At 52.5% G+C, this 11762-nt stretch carries 11 protein-coding genes; 3 read left to right on the plus strand and 8 right to left on the minus strand.

The genetic code is table 11. The features are described 5' to 3' along the window. Positions 1-118: 118 nt before the first annotated feature. The 6 genes from hflX to ACFE8Q_RS09925 all read right to left on the minus strand — a co-directional run bounded on the left by hflX (position 119) and on the right by ACFE8Q_RS09925 (position 6894). Complete coding sequence (gene hflX, locus ACFE8Q_RS09900; RefSeq protein ID WP_375445227.1) at positions 119-1396, minus strand: GTPase HflX; 1278 nt, start codon at positions 1394-1396, stop codon at positions 119-121. Between the two features lie 220 nt (positions 1397-1616). Next, the gene (locus ACFE8Q_RS09905; RefSeq protein ID WP_375445228.1) at positions 1617-3002 is read right to left on the minus strand and encodes an MATE family efflux transporter; all 1386 of its coding nucleotides are present in this window, start codon (positions 3000-3002) and stop codon (positions 1617-1619) included. Positions 3003-3351: 349 nt separating this feature from the next. Further along, the gene (locus tag ACFE8Q_RS09910; RefSeq protein WP_375445229.1) at positions 3352-4020 is read right to left on the minus strand and encodes an isochorismatase family protein; all 669 of its coding nucleotides are present in this window, start codon (positions 4018-4020) and stop codon (positions 3352-3354) included. Between the two features lie 52 nt (positions 4021-4072). Continuing rightward, a complete protein-coding gene (locus ACFE8Q_RS09915; protein WP_375445230.1) occupies positions 4073-5515 on the minus strand; it encodes an alginate export family protein in 1443 nt (480 codons plus the stop codon). Positions 5516-5534: 19 nt separating this feature from the next. Continuing rightward, complete coding sequence (locus ACFE8Q_RS09920; protein WP_375445231.1) at positions 5535-6155, minus strand: TMEM175 family protein; 621 nt, start codon at positions 6153-6155, stop codon at positions 5535-5537. 1 nt (position 6156) lies between these two features. Continuing rightward, positions 6157-6894: a pirin family protein gene (locus tag ACFE8Q_RS09925; protein ID WP_375445232.1), complete on the minus strand. Its 738-nt coding sequence runs from the start codon at positions 6892-6894 to the stop codon at positions 6157-6159. A 116-nt stretch (positions 6895-7010) separates the two neighbouring features. Here ACFE8Q_RS09925 and ACFE8Q_RS09930 point away from each other — a divergent pair, with 116 nt between their 5' ends. After that, complete coding sequence (locus tag ACFE8Q_RS09930) at positions 7011-7406, plus strand: winged helix-turn-helix transcriptional regulator (RefSeq protein WP_375445233.1); 396 nt, start codon at positions 7011-7013, stop codon at positions 7404-7406. A 68-nt stretch (positions 7407-7474) separates the two neighbouring features. Beyond that, positions 7475-8215: a Nif3-like dinuclear metal center hexameric protein gene (locus tag ACFE8Q_RS09935; RefSeq protein WP_375445234.1), complete on the plus strand. Its 741-nt coding sequence runs from the start codon at positions 7475-7477 to the stop codon at positions 8213-8215. A 36-nt stretch (positions 8216-8251) separates the two neighbouring features. On the opposite strand, the gene ACFE8Q_RS09940 is transcribed toward ACFE8Q_RS09935, so the two are convergent. Beyond that, positions 8252-9631, minus strand: coding sequence for a hypothetical protein (locus tag ACFE8Q_RS09940; protein WP_375445235.1), 1380 nt, complete (start codon positions 9629-9631; stop codon positions 8252-8254). Positions 9632-9710: 79 nt separating this feature from the next. Here ACFE8Q_RS09940 and rsgA point away from each other — a divergent pair, with 79 nt between their 5' ends. Further along, a complete protein-coding gene (rsgA, locus tag ACFE8Q_RS09945; protein ID WP_375445236.1) occupies positions 9711-10637 on the plus strand; it encodes a ribosome small subunit-dependent GTPase A in 927 nt (308 codons plus the stop codon). A 59-nt stretch (positions 10638-10696) separates the two neighbouring features. Here rsgA and ACFE8Q_RS09950 read toward each other — a convergent pair whose 3' ends face one another. Continuing rightward, the gene (locus tag ACFE8Q_RS09950; protein WP_375445237.1) at positions 10697-11674 is read right to left on the minus strand and encodes a nucleoside hydrolase; all 978 of its coding nucleotides are present in this window, start codon (positions 11672-11674) and stop codon (positions 10697-10699) included. Between the last annotated feature and the right edge of the window lie 88 nt (positions 11675-11762).

Below are 11762 nucleotides of genomic sequence, written 5' to 3' on the forward strand. Positions count from 1 at the left end.
GCGTTTAGGAAAGTCTCGGTCCGCCGCTGCGGTTCTATCCGTTGAACTACAGTGCCAAAAAAAGAGACGCAAGCAAGATGTGCGTCTCTTTTCAGGTGCAAAAATCGGTAAAAAATGCCTAATTGCCCAATTCAGTGGCGATTTCTTCTGGTGTTTGATCGCCACCCAACGTGGCCGACTCGATCAGGGGCACGTCGAGCCAGTTGGGGTAAATCTGGAAGTGCCGCAGTTTCACCATGTCGTAGAGCAATTCGCGCAGTTCGTCGATGTTCTCTTTCGTCTGAGCGGAAATAAACACCACATGTTCAGCCTTGCGGGCCAGGTACGTCTGTTTCAAATAGGCCAGGGCCGTTTTTCGGCGCGTTGCCACCGGAATGGCTCCTTCCGACTCTTCGCCGTATTCAGGCGCCCATTCTTCTTTCGGCACAAACGCGTCCATCTTGTTGAAAACCAGCACCACGGGTTTGTCGGCTACGCCAAGTTCGGCCATCGTGGCGTTCACCACCTCGATCTGTTCCTCGAACGACGGGTGCGACACATCGACTACGTGGAGCAGAATATCAGCTTCGCGAACCTCATCGAGTGTGGATTTAAACGATTCGATGAGTGAAGTTGGCAGCTTGCGGATAAAGCCAACGGTATCGGTCAGCAGAAACGGAATGTTTCCCAGCACTACCTTCCGAACGGTGGAATCGACGGTAGCGAAGAGTTTATTCTCGGCGAATACATCCGTTTTGGCAATCGTGCGCATCAGCGTCGACTTACCCACGTTGGTGTAGCCTACCAGCGCAACCCGCACCAGCCGGTCGCGTTCTTTGCGGCGGGTCATGCTCTGCTTGTCGATCTTGTCCAGCTTCTCCTTCAGGAAAACAATCCGGTCTTTCACGATCCGGCGGTCTGTTTCGAGTTCTTTTTCACCCGGCCCCCGCATCCCGGCGCCCCCTTTCTGGGAGCTAAGGTGGGTCCACATGCGGGTTAGTCGGGGATACAGGTATTGATACTGAGCCAGTTCAACCTGCACGCGGGATTGCGCCGTTTGCGCCCGCATCGAGAAAATATTCAGGATCAGCAGACTACGGTCAAGCACCTTCACATCTTTAAACTCAGCTTCGAGGTTACGTACCTGGGCGGGCGACAGGTCATCGTCGAAGATGATCGTATCGACCGGTTCGGCCTGGATAAACGTTTTTATTTCTTCCAGCTTACCCTTGCCCACAAACGTCCGGGTATCGGGCCGCTCCAGCTTTTGGGTAAACGTTTTTTTGGTGACAATACCCGACGTTTCAGCCAGAAAAGCCAACTCGTTCAGGTATTCTTTCGTCTGTGAAGCTGTCTGCTTTTGGGTCGCCACAGCCACCAGCACGGCGGTTTCAGGGTTCTTATGGTTGTCGATCATATGTTGGAGTTGGGAAAAGGTCATGAGCCGACAGCGTCATTCGCCGGGCTGTAAATCGTGGTAAAGAAGCATCGCTGTTTTTCGCTGGTAACTGGTTTAAAACCGAAAATACCCGTCGTGTGACTATAACCAATGGCGACACTTAATGACCCTTCATACAAGATAACGGGTCATTTTGGGCAAAAGTTTCGGGTAGGAAGCGGTCGGATTCCACCCGGTTTTACACCTGCATCAGTCGCCAGCGCCCCTGTCTGAATGCCCAGACAGATACCGCGGCCAGCAGCGATTCCGAGATGGCTACCGACCAGAACACGCCTGATGGCCCCCAGTGTAACCCATTGGCCAGCAGGTAAGCCAACGGAATTTCGATCAGCCAGAAACAGACAATGTTGATAAGCATGGGCGTCCGGGTGTCGCCCGCACCGTTGAGCGCCTGGGTCAGCACCATGCCATAGGCCATGAATACGTACCCTACGCAGAATACCCGCAGGCTTTCTACCCCAATAACCAGCACGTTTGCGTCGTGGCTGAAAAAGCCAACCACGTTTTCGGCACCAACGTAGAGCAAGCCGCCCACCGGAACCAGAAAAATCAGGTTACACAATGCCGCCCGCCAAGCCGACGTTTCGGCCCGATCGGGTTGGTGGGCGCCCAGATTTTGTCCCACCAGCGTAGCCGCCGCGTTGGCCATGCCCCAGGACGGCAGGATCGAGAACACGAAAATGCGAATGGCAATGGTATAGCCAGCTACGACATCGCTACCAAACGTCGACACGATCCGGGTTAGAAATACCCAACTGGCCGATCCGATCAGAAACTGCCCGGTACTACCTGCTGCCAGACTGAGCAACGTACCTATAACCCGAAAGTCTGGGCGAAGGGCGCGCACGTTGATCGAAATCCGGCCGTTACGGATCGTAAGGGCATACAACTGGTACAATACTCCCATGGATCGACCCACTGTAGTTGCCACTGCCGACCCCATCACGCCCATTTCGGGAATAGGGCCAAAACCAAAAATGAAGACCGGGCACAACACAATGTTGATGCCGTTGGCCAGCCAAAGCGACCGCATGGCAATAGAAGCATCACCTGCACCACGGAGTGAGCCGCTTAGCGTGTGGAGCAGAATGATGGCCGGGGCCGACGCAAAAATGACCCGTGTGTAGCCAACGCCACTGTCGATAAGGTGCTGATCGCCACCCATCAGGTGAAGCATTTCTCTGGCAAACAGCACCCCCGGAATACCCAGCAGCAAGGCGAACGCCAGCGAAACAAACAGCACCTGACCAACGGCTTTGTTGGCACCATCGGTGTTCGATTCGCCAATGCGCCGCGATACCAGCGCTGTCGCGGCCGTGCTCAGACCGATGGCAACGGAGTAAACCAGCGTCAGTACCGACTCCGTAAGTCCCACTGTGGCAACGGCTTCCGTACCGATTTTGGCCACGAAAAATACGTCGACAATGGCAAAAAGGGCTTCCATTACCATTTCAAGAATCATGGGAATAGACAGCATGAAGATAGCCCGGTTGATACTGCCGGACGTGAAATTGGTTTCTGTACCGCGCAAAGCAGCCAGGAACAACCTGAAAAATCTGGTCATTGTAGATAGAATGAATAAGCCGTAGCCGGTAGGGCTATCGAAGCTCTTCGATGAAAATCGGCGAAAAAAACAGAGGGCCAGACCGCAGATGTGCGGGTAATACTGGCAGAAAGAAGCCCACGGAGGGCTTTACTGAGCGAGAATCATCGGCATTGGCGACCGCAGGCGCGGTGCAGTTAACGGTGCAAACGTAAGGCAATTAGCTGAGAAACACCAACAAATGTTGATCAAGTGGCAAGTTTCAGTTGGGTATATGCAAAAAAAGCAGCAACAGATCACCTGTTTGCTGCTTTTCTCACCTTCAGAAATTGCTCCTAGGAGCTTCTGAAAAGAATACCTGTTATTCTGGTTATTTAGCCAGTTTACTGACTACTTCATCCAGATTGATTTTCATAGCTTTCTGGCCGTCGCTGGTACCGAAATCGGTATATAGTTCGGTCAGGATCTGGTTGCCCACGGTGATGGTAACGCCCAGGTTACGAAGCCGATCGTAGGTTAACTGGTCGGCCAGTACCGACATGCTTCCGCAGGCATCGGCTACAACCTGAACGGTATACCCGGCAGCTAAAGCACCTTCAACGGTGTGCATGAGGCAAATGTCCGTTGTTAGACCAGCAATAATCAGGTTCTTGCGGCCTGTTGCTTTTACGGCATCAGCGAAAGGCTTTTCCAGGAAGCAGTTTAAAGTACCGCCCCGTTTAACTCGATTTTCGTAGGCTTTGGGGGCCAGCGTCTGAACATCCTGAATAGTAGCCCCTACGCTGGCTTCCATGGTGGTGGTGACTACGAGTGGGATGTTCATTTCGGCACCGAGCCGGGCAAGCATACGTACGTTGGCCAGCATCACTTCCCTGGGTAAACTGTTGATCCATCCGACTGTCATTTGCTGATGATCGACCAGCAGGATGGCACTATTCTGTGGCGTGAAACGCTCTGTTTTTTTGGTTGTCAGTTGGGCCATTGCCGGTGATAGAGCGATAAGCATAACGGTCATGACCGTCAGGATACGTTGCTTCATAGTGTTGCTTTTTTGATTTGTAAAAATGTAAACTCACTGATTATGAGTATTTTTAGAATCGCCATTTTGCCTGTATCAGACTCCATGCGATGGTCTGGCTTGCTCCTGAATCGCGCAGGTACGTTCCGGCAGGAAAGAGTGTGCCGTAAAAAGACAGCCCGAAATAGTTGGTAAAGTTGTATTCGGCTGTCAGGTCATACTGCAGGCCAATAAACGACTGCTGGCTGTTAGTTTTAGTGCCAACCAGGTATGGCTGACGTATCAGCCGACCTTCGCCATAGAGACCATCGGAGGTGCTTTGTCGCCATAATGCGTGTACATCACCAATCAATGAAAACCGTTTAGCCGGGTGTATTTCAGCTACTGGCGAGATATTAATTAGGTTAGACGGGAATAGTGGCACGCCTAACCCCAGATATACCCGGGGAAAGAGCGGGTTGAACGTACCCAGAGAGTGGCCATTGCCCTGATCGCCGGAATAGAGGCTTCCGATCAGTTTAATCGATGGCTGCCAGGTCGCTTTTTCGAATTCGTGCCCCACAATACCCACAACTGAATAGGCACGAATCGTTCGGTTGTTGAACGTACCTGTCTGATAGTTGGCTTCAAGTTCAGCGTCAACTGCACTGCCCGGTAGCCGAAACCAGCGAAACCCAACCGTATACCGATCTTCTTTTCCGTCTTCGTTTGCGTAAATAGCTTCGTGGTTTTGGTAACTCAAAGCATACAGATCAAGTGCTGACTGAGCCAGTCCTGGTAGTTGCCAGTTGGCATAGCCACCCCAAAGTGTTATGCCAGTCTCGCGCCTGTCGTCAAATACCCCTTGATTGTTCGCTACCGGATTGGTATAAAACAGATGTACGAAAAAGGAAGGGTTTGTGATCATCAGCTTCGCGCCCTGAAACGCCAGGCGGGTATTTGGCCCTTCGTTCAGAGAAATCACCCGGCTGGCCCCATAATTCAACTCTTGCCGACCTGCGCGAAGAGTGAGTTTTGTCTTGGCCGCTGCGTTAGCTGTTACATCGATAAATAACTGATGGACATCCAGTTGATCTTCATCGATCTGTGGCCGGGCACCAGTACGGCGGCCCTGCTCAACCGCGCTTTTTAGTTCGCTAAAAAACCGTACATGACTACCTAGCTGAAGATTGACACTGAGCATGTACCGTTGGAGTAGAAACGGTATCCTGTCGTTGGTGGTAGCCTGCGTATTGACTTGGTTATCAACATGTAGTTCACCCCAATTTTCGCCCGAGAACATTTGTAGTTGCTGGCGTACTTCACCGCCAAAACCAATGAAATAACGCTTGTTCTGATCGAGATAGAGCGCCTTTATACCCGGAAACTGAGTGGCGCGATGGAGCGAATCGTGACTTAGCTTTTCGAAATTATCATCGCCCCGGCTCAGCGCCAGTCGTTGCGCCGGGGCCGAAAATGAAGCCAGTAGTAGTGCGTACACCGGTAGCCTGACGGCCCGGATTATCCAGAAATGCATAAAAAGATACGTTAACGTGTCAGTCCTGACTCATGGTGAAACCCCAGAATAGCCAGAGCGCGGTGCAGATTCCAAGTGACAGATAGGGGCTGAAAAAAGCAGCGGCTGTAGCCACGGCGTAAGCGGTGATTCCCACCACACCATTGCGCGATGTGGCCCGGATGACCGGCGCCGGAATGGTGCTGCTGACCAGCTTGCTCCGAAGGGCCACTTCCCATAACAGACTGTAGGCGAAAGCGATAATGACGAACATGCCTGCATACACGGCGCAGGCTACAGACGCGCTTTCTGCCTGGATGTACTCAGCGATGAGTGCGGTTGGGAAGGGGACCAGCGAGACCATCAGTAGCAAGAAACCATTGGCAAACATGAATCGCGAGTTGGTGCTGACAATCATTTTGAAGATCGAATGGTGATTCGTCCACATGATCAGCACGGTGAAAAAGCTTGATATGAGCGCGATGTAAGAAGGCCATTGTCTGGCTAGTTCTCGCCAGAGTAGGCTCGCCGGGGCTTGCTCAGGTACGTGTGGAACTTTCACTTCCAGTACCAGTAAGGTGACGGCGATGGCAAACACCCCATCGCTGAATGCCTCAACGCGCGTCGTTTCTTTAGCGTCGATTGACTGTTGGGTTGCCATTTTATTGCCAGGCTGTTTTGTAAAGAAGCTGAAGCGGATTTTCAATCACGAATACATCACTATCCAGTTCAGTGGCCAGTGAAATTTCCGCTTCCCCACTTACCCGGAGCATATCATTTTCGGCCAGCAGGTCACCGGCAAGCTCTGGGGAGCCGTGGAGCACGTAAAAAGCGTGATGGTTGGCGATATTTAGCGAAAGCCGATGCTTTGTCCGGGCTGGCATGTGCAGTTTCCGAATGATTAATCCGTTGGTTTGGGCTGCTGCCGGACCGTTTCCGCCAACATAATAGGTTACCCGAAGCCCGTTTTCTTCAACAGGCTTAAGCTGGTCGGCATGGTAATCGGTGTACGTGGGCTTTTGCCGTAGCGACTGCTGAAAATTCGGGTCAAACCAAATTTGGAACGACCGGGTACCTGCCACAATCTTCTCAGCATGTTCCAGGCCCGACCCTGCCTGAATTACCTGAAAGTCACCTGTCTCGAGTGCGGTCCATGTTCGACTTTCTGTGTCATAATGTGTGTTCTGACCTGCCAGGATGAACGTCATTATTTCCCAGCCTTCGTGTGGATGCAACCCGAATTCGCAGTTGCCTGTGGCAATAGCGTGCGACCAGTAGAACAGGTTTGAGTAGGGAGCCAGCGCCGGCCGGACACCCTGGACCACGGGTTTGTTGGTGTGGAAATTGCCGCCAAAGAGGTGAACCTGCTGCTGATCCTGCTTACGAATGAGTTGTTTCATACTATTCTTTGTCGATTACTGAGGCTACAAAGCTATCTTTACCGGGGCAGGTATGGTGTGCTGATATACTTCAGTATACTACTATACTTTAGGGAACTGCGCTGATAATCAGTGTTATGACAGGGACTAGTGACGATCGGGTTGAACTTCAGGCAGTGCAGGATGCCCTCTATGTGGTTGGTGGGAAATGGCGGTTTGCCATCATTTTTGCTCTATGTGACCAGCCACGCCGCTTCAACGAGCTACAGCGCCAGGTCAAAGGCATTACGTCCAGAATGCTGAGTAAAGAACTGCGCGAGCTGGAACTGAATAAGCTGGTAAAACGAACCGTTTACGCAACTTCACCCATCGTGACGGAGTATGAATTGACCAGGCACGGCATGACCCTCGAACCCGTATTAAAAGCATTGGGTGCCTGGGGGAAATTTCATCGTGAAGAAGTTGTCAGGCCAGTTTCTTCACCGATCGAGCCTGTAACCGAAGAGGATGTCAACCTGCTAAAAGCTTACTAAGCGTTGCTTCAACAGGGCAGGAAGCGTGCCGCACAGTAACCTTTGCCAGCAGACAAGGTTGTCCTTTTATGAACAACCAGTTGCTGCTCAACGATATCTTGGCCCATCTGGCCGATATTTTCGCTACCGATCGCTTCCCAATCAGCGAACGAGGTGGCCTGTACAACCCTTCCGGTAGGCCTGTTCAACGCATTGGCCTGGCTCTTGAACCGTGGCCGGATATAGCCAACTGGGTACGTTCCGAGCGTCTGGATGCGCTTTGGCTGCATCGCCCCTGGAAACTAAACCTTGCCCTTTTTCCGGCTGACGTTGGCATACTGATGCACCATTTGCCCTTTGATGAACACCTGACGACAGGCTACAACAAACTATTGGCCAACGTGTTGGCGATGGAATCACTGGAGGAGTTAGGCTACAAACAGGCGGTAGATGAGTTGGTAGGTACGTTGCCAAAACGCCCGATTGGGATGATTGGCAACGTACCTGAACGTACCTACGAAGAATGGCTTGACCAGATCGGAAAAGAGTTTGTAGGTTATGACCGTGCCGAACGTGGGCAAGCACATACACATGAACGGATTGCCGTAGTTGGCGCGATGAACCCGGCATTAATCCATGAAGCCCATGAGCGGAACGTCACGCTGTACCTGACCGGCGAGTACCGAAAAGGAACGCAAAAAGCCGTTGACGAAACGGGTATGGGCGTCATTGCCATCGGTCACCGCCGCACCGAAGAATGGGGTCTGCGGGCATTAGGTACGTTGCTGCGCGAACAGTGGAGGGGGCTGGATGTATTGGTGAAGGAGTGATTTTTAGTGATGCTATAGGGCCAGGATATGGCATCACTAAAAATTATTCCTGCCGGCCTTCTTGACCAAACCCGTCATTATTTCGGAAAAGTAAGCACCATTTTGCGGGCCAAACCAGTTCATAACACGGGTTTCGTAGGCATCTTTTTCGTAATACTTGTCGGGCGTGATGTAGCCAACGTATCCACCATTGAAACTCGTTACAAGCAGGTCAAGTCCTTGCTGTTTAGCCGCTTGTGTCAACGGAGGTAATAACTCGCCGGAGAAATCACAGGGTGCGCCAATGAGCAGGGCCGGGCCGATACGCAGGGCTTTCAGGTCGGAGGGGTAATCACCGTATATCGAGTGAAACAGCCAGGGCCGGATGCGCCAGTCGCCCAGAACACGGGGGGCCGGGTCGCGGAGAGAAAGGGGGAGCGTGAGCAGGCCAAGCGGAACCTGGCCGCCTGCGCTGTCGGGGCGGGGTGGCGATTTGGTTAATTCTGGTTTCAGGCGGGCTAGTATGTCGCTGGCGTACTGATTTACCAACGGAAAATCTTTGCCGGTTGGTGGTCCTTTCGGCCCCATGCTCCCCACGGCTCCAGCCAGAAAAACCGCCAGTCCACCCGTTTCGCGTTCCAGACCATCGACAACCCGGCCGGGCCAGTCGCGCGACAGGTATTGATAACTGAAAATGTTGATCAGGGTAGCGTGGGCCGGGTACGTTATCAGCGTAGCTGTTTTGCCATCAGAACGCGTCAGGCGTAACAGCCGGAAAAACGGATCGACCGGATTTTTCTCGTCGAGGCGGTTGTAGACGAATTCAGGTGCGTTTACCTGCTGATACGCCACGCTGACAGGGTGCAGATCAGCCTTTGCTTTTTGTAAGGCAGCCAGAATTGTATTGGTGATATGATCGACAACGCGTTGATCGTAAGGGCCAGAAAATAGATTGCCCACGATGCCGGGTGCCCAGCCGCCCAGGCTATTGTGGCTATGTATGGCCCCGAAGTAAACTGATTCCCAGGTTAGTCCAATTTCGGGCAGGCGTTTTCGCAACTGCTCGCTTACGGTAGGTGGCGTAATGAGCAGATCGGAAGCAACCAGTGCAATAGGGCCGTTTCCATTGTCGAATACGATGGCACGTACCCAGACCGAATCCGCCACGGTGGTCCAGTGCTTGCCACGCCGAACGCCGTAGCCGCCCGTTGGTGTGGTGAAAGAGGGCGTCAGATTCGCCTTGGCCCAGCCAGCGCGTAACGTCGTTTTAGGGGTAGGCAACCCCGGCAAAGCGGCGAGCCGGGCGGCTGTCTGCTTGTAAAAGTCGGTTTGCTGATACGGCGTGTGGTCATTGGGTGACAGGCTGACGGCCAGAAACAGCAGAATGAACACTAGCAGGCCCAGCAGAACCCGGAGCAGGATACGCAGAAATTTCATGCGGCAAAGGTACGGTGGCAGTAGAGAAACATTTTTGCCCATTTTGTAGGTTACCCATACGCTACTAACAACACGACATTTGGCTCACGGCTTAGTTATACGGTCAACCGGCTCCTGGTACGACGTCCGCAATTCGGACGGACACATTTACCGCGCCCGGCTGAAAGGAAAATTTAAAATAAAAGACCTGAAGGTCACTAACCCCATTGCGGTGGGCGACCGGGTGCAGTTTGAGGTGGAAGATGAAGTTGAAAACACGGCGGTAATCTTCGACATTGCACCCCGCGAAAACTACATTATCCGGCAGTCGGTGCATAAAACGGCGCATGGACACATTCTGGCCGCCAACCTCGATCAGGCGGTGTTGCTGGCTACGCTGACTTTACCCCGCACATCGCTCGGTTTCATCGACCGTTTTTTGGTGGCGGCTGAATCGTTCCGAATTCCGACAACGGTGGTCTTTAATAAGACGGATATCCTAAACGAAGAGGGGCTTGAGTTTCAGCGTGAGTTGCAGGATCTGTATGAAAATATTGGCTACAACACACTCGCTACGTCGGCTATTGAAGGAGACGGAGTTGAACCGTTTCGTAAACTGCTAGACGGGAAGATTACGCTGTTGTCGGGGCATTCGGGCGTAGGGAAATCATCGCTGGTCAATGCCATCTCGCCTTCGCTTGATTTACGCACAAACGAAGTGTCGACGTTTGCCAACAAAGGCGTACACACGACTACGTTTGCCGAAATGTTTGAGCTAACGCCAGGTACGTTCATCATCGATACGCCTGGTATAAAAGAACTGGGACTCGTTGAAACGTCGAAAGAAGAGATTGCCCATTACTTTCCCGAAATGCGTAACCGACTGAATCAGTGTCGGTTCCATAATTGCCTGCATATCAATGAACCGGGCTGCGCCATCAAAGACGCTGTTATTGAAGGCGACATTGCCGAAAGCCGCTACAACAGTTACCTCAGTATGGTTGGGGGCGAAGATAACAGAAGGTGAGGGCCAGTGCTTGGCAGCCCCATCATCCCATAGATCTGCGAAGCACCTGACACCAGCCATTAGTTTCCGGGTTGATGCTGCATCAACTTGTTAATCAGTGCTTCTACTTCGGCAGGCGGGCGTTTTACTACCAGGTGCCTATGGCCTTTACCGGCATCGTCCCAGGTGTTGCTGCCGTTGGGGCCAAGAAGGAGCCGTCCGGTTTTAGTGGTGTAATAGGGTTCTGTTCCTTCAATAGCTACCAGCACGGCGGTTTGGTCCCAGCTCATTCGGCCGTTCCGGTCTTCGGCGGAAAGGGGTAAGCTAATTCGGAAAACATCCTTGACGGGACTGTTGCGGATGGTCGTGTTCTGCACCAATGGCACGCCCGTTTTGATCGCTTGCCCAATCTCGAAGCCACTGAGTAGCATCGGAGTGGGCCAGTTGGCGTAGACCACTTTCGAGGCCGTGGTGTCGCGGTGGACGTTGTATTCATGGCCCGCCGGAAATTTGCCGGCCATGCTCACCAACTGCTTCACCTTGCGCGTCACTAACTCGTGTCCCGGTAGTTCTGAGTACTGATCGGGACCAGAATCAAGCAGGTTTGCCAGATTGGTCAGGAAGCCAACCGTAATGATTGTAACGCTCCTGTCGGATTGATGGGCCAGTAGTTGGCGATAAACGGATACTGCATCTGGAGCGTCATCATTGGTTTTTAGCGCATGCGGATAGCGGGCCACGAGCGTGTCGGACCAATGTTGGGAATCGGCATCCGTGACGGCCCACCCTTTGGGAACGCCAATAGGAGTGGTTGGTCGCCCGAAATAGGTGTTAAGGACACTTAGTACCGGCACTACGCGAGGATATTTACTCGATGCGATAGTGGCCAGTATCCTAATTCGACCTTCATCGGCATAGCTGTGAAGCATCGTGATGGCACCAACATCGTCGTAATCTGGGCCCATATCCGTATCGAAAATGACGGGCAGGGGCGTGCGGTTGTTTTGTGAAAGGGCTGGGTACGTTGTGAACAGCAGTAGCACTAGCAGGTAACGCATACGAATAGTCATCGACTGATTGGAGCAATACTTTCCTGCAAAATAGCCTAAACTTTATGGGTTTTGGTCTATTTACGATAACTAGGTT

The sequence above is a fragment of the uncultured Fibrella sp. genome, assembly GCF_964250085.1.
GTDB lineage: Bacteria > Bacteroidota > Bacteroidia > Cytophagales > Spirosomataceae > Fibrella.

Excerpts from the sequence above, each read along its gene's own strand:
- hflX (WP_375445227.1), bottom strand. The coding sequence starts at position 1,396 with ATGATCGACAACCATAAGAACCCTGAAACCGCCGTGCTGGTGGCTGTG.
- ACFE8Q_RS09905 (WP_375445228.1), bottom strand. The coding sequence starts at position 3,002 with ATGACCAGATTTTTCAGGTTGTTCCTGGCTGCTTTGCGCGGTACAGAA.
- ACFE8Q_RS09910 (WP_375445229.1), bottom strand. The coding sequence starts at position 4,020 with ATGAAGCAACGTATCCTGACGGTCATGACCGTTATGCTTATCGCTCTA.
- ACFE8Q_RS09915 (WP_375445230.1), bottom strand. The coding sequence starts at position 5,515 with ATGCATTTCTGGATAATCCGGGCCGTCAGGCTACCGGTGTACGCACTA.
- ACFE8Q_RS09920 (WP_375445231.1), bottom strand. The coding sequence starts at position 6,155 with ATGGCAACCCAACAGTCAATCGACGCTAAAGAAACGACGCGCGTTGAG.
- ACFE8Q_RS09925 (WP_375445232.1), bottom strand. The coding sequence starts at position 6,894 with ATGAAACAACTCATTCGTAAGCAGGATCAGCAGCAGGTTCACCTCTTT.
- ACFE8Q_RS09930 (WP_375445233.1), top strand. The coding sequence starts at position 7,011 with ATGACAGGGACTAGTGACGATCGGGTTGAACTTCAGGCAGTGCAGGAT.
- ACFE8Q_RS09935 (WP_375445234.1), top strand. The coding sequence starts at position 7,475 with ATGAACAACCAGTTGCTGCTCAACGATATCTTGGCCCATCTGGCCGAT.
- ACFE8Q_RS09940 (WP_375445235.1), bottom strand. The coding sequence starts at position 9,631 with ATGAAATTTCTGCGTATCCTGCTCCGGGTTCTGCTGGGCCTGCTAGTG.
- ACFE8Q_RS09950 (WP_375445237.1), bottom strand. The coding sequence starts at position 11,674 with ATGCGTTACCTGCTAGTGCTACTGCTGTTCACAACGTACCCAGCCCTT.